The sequence below is a fragment of the Streptomyces sp. NPDC054847 genome, assembly GCF_053610925.1.
Window position 1 is genome coordinate 1 of the sequence record NZ_JBSGZJ010000693.1, and the last position, 2,294, is coordinate 2,294.

At 67.7% G+C, this 2,294-nt stretch carries 2 protein-coding genes; both read right to left on the reverse strand.

The genetic code is table 11. The annotated features are described in order from the left end of the window. Positions 1-830: succinate--CoA ligase subunit alpha (gene sucD, locus ACWGH4_RS34320; RefSeq protein WP_453467727.1), on the reverse strand; the 830-nt coding region annotated here is incomplete at its 3' end. Between the two features lie 20 nt (positions 831-850). Beyond that, positions 851-2,032 carry an ADP-forming succinate--CoA ligase subunit beta gene (sucC, locus tag ACWGH4_RS34325; RefSeq protein WP_441263759.1) on the reverse strand — a complete coding sequence of 394 codons (1,182 nt, stop codon included), beginning with the start codon at positions 2,030-2,032 and terminating at the stop codon, positions 851-853. Between the last annotated feature and the right edge of the window lie 262 nt (positions 2,033-2,294).

Sequence of the window (2,294 nt, forward strand, 5' to 3'; positions counted from 1 at the left end):
ACCTTGACGCCCGCGGCCTCGAGGGCCTCCTTCTTCGCCGCGGCGGTGCCGGAGGAGCCGGAGACGATGGCGCCGGCGTGGCCCATGGTCTTGCCCTCGGGGGCGGTGAAGCCCGCGACGTAGCCGACGACCGGCTTGGTGACGTTGGCCTTGATGAAGTCGGCCGCACGCTCCTCGGCGTCGCCGCCGATCTCACCGATCATCACGATCAGGTCGGTGTCGGGGTCCGCCTCGAACGCCGCGAGGGCGTCGATGTGCGTCGTACCGATGACCGGGTCACCACCGATGCCGACGGCGGAGGAGAAGCCGATGTCACGGAGCTCGTACATCATCTGGTAGGTCAGCGTGCCGGACTTGGACACGAGACCGATGCGGCCGGGCTTGGTGATGTCGCCAGGGATGATGCCGGCGTTGGACTGGCCCGGCGTGATGAGGCCGGGGCAGTTCGGGCCGATGATGCGGGTCTTGTTGCCCTTGGACTTCGCGTAGGCCCAGAAGGCGGCGGAGTCGTGGACGGCGATGCCCTCGGTGATGACGACCGCGAGGGGGATCTCGGCGTCGATCGCCTCGACGACGGCGGCCTTCGCGAAGGCCGGCGGCACGAAGAGGACGGAGACGTCGGCGCCCGTCTTCTCCATGGCCTCGGCAACGGAGCCGAAGACCGGTACCTCGGTGCCGTCGAAGTCGACGGACGTGCCGGCCTTGCGCGGGTTCACGCCGCCGACGATGTTGGTGCCGTCACCCAGCATGAGCTTGGTGTGCTTCATGCCCGTGGCGCCGGTCATGCCCTGGACGATGACCTTGCTGTCCTTGTTCAGGAAGATAGCCATGGTTCTAGATCCCTCTTCCCTTACTTCGCAGCAGCGGCGAGCTCGGCGGCCTTGTCGGCCGCGCCGTCCATGGTGTCCACGCGCTGCACCAGCGGGTGGTTGGCGTCGGAGAGGATCTTGCGACCCAGCTCCGCGTTGTTGCCGTCGAGGCGCACGACCAGCGGCTTGGTGACTTCCTCGCCCTTGGACTTCAGCAGCTCCAGGGCCTGGACGATGCCGTTGGCGACCTCGTCACAGGCGGTGATGCCACCGAAGACGTTGACGAAGACGGACTTGACGTCCGGGTCGCCGAGGATGATCTCGAGGCCGTTCGCCATGACCTCCGCGGAGGCGCCGCCACCGATGTCGAGGAAGTTGGCGGGCTTCACGTTGTCGTGGGCCTCGCCGGCGTAGGCGACGACGTCGAGGGTCGACATGACCAGACCCGCGCCGTTGCCGATGATGCCGACCTCGCCGTCGAGCTTGACGTAGTTGAGGTTCTTGGCCTTGGCGGCAGCCTCGAGCGGGTTGGCTGCGGCCTTGTCCTCGAGGGCCTCGTGGTCCGGCTGGCGGAAGTCGGCGTTCTCGTCGAGCGACACCTTGCCGTCGAGGGCGATGACCTCACCGCTCGCGACCTTGGCCAGCGGGTTGACCTCGACGAGGAGCGCGTCCTCGGCGATGAAGGTCTTCCACAGGGTCACCAGGACCTCGGCGACCTTCTCGGCGACCTCGGCCGGGAACTGGGCCTGGGCGACGATCTCGCGGGCCTTCTCGATGGAGACGCCCTCGTTGGCGTCGACCGGCACCTTCGCCAGCTTCTCGGGGGTCGTCGCGGCGACCTCCTCGATGTCCATGCCACCGGCTACGGAGGCCATGGCCAGGAAGGTGCGGTTGGTGCGGTCGAGGAGGTACGAGACGTAGTACTCCTCGGCGATCTCCGGAGCGGTCTCCGCGATCATCACCTTGTTGACCGTGTGGCCCTTGATGTCCATCCCGAGGATGTCCGTCGCACGGGCGACGGCCTCGTCCGGAGTGGCGGCCAGCTTGACGCCGCCGGCCTTGCCGCGGCCGCCGACCTTCACCTGCGCCTTGACGACCGACTTGCCGCCCAGTCGCTCGGTGGCCTCGCGCGCCGCCTCAGGCGTGTCGATGACTTCACCGGCCAGCACCGGTACACCGTGCTTGGCGAAGAGGTCCCTCGCCTGGTACTCGAACAGGTCCACGCGCGTCCGTCCCTTTTCTGATGATCGCGGTTCGTTGTCTGCGTGGGCGTGCCGCGAAGGGCAACGTGACTGCTCTTGTCACAAGGGAGGCACACACGGTGTCCGTGGGCGCGGCATGTCCGCCTGGCAGGTTATCCCCGCCGGAGGTGCGCCCCTAAATCGCAGATCACACCTGAGCGGTGATTACGGTCACAGAGCGCACCCCGATCATACGGCCGGACGGGGGCCGAAGGCCTCCCCCGACGCAGGGGCGGGACATCAC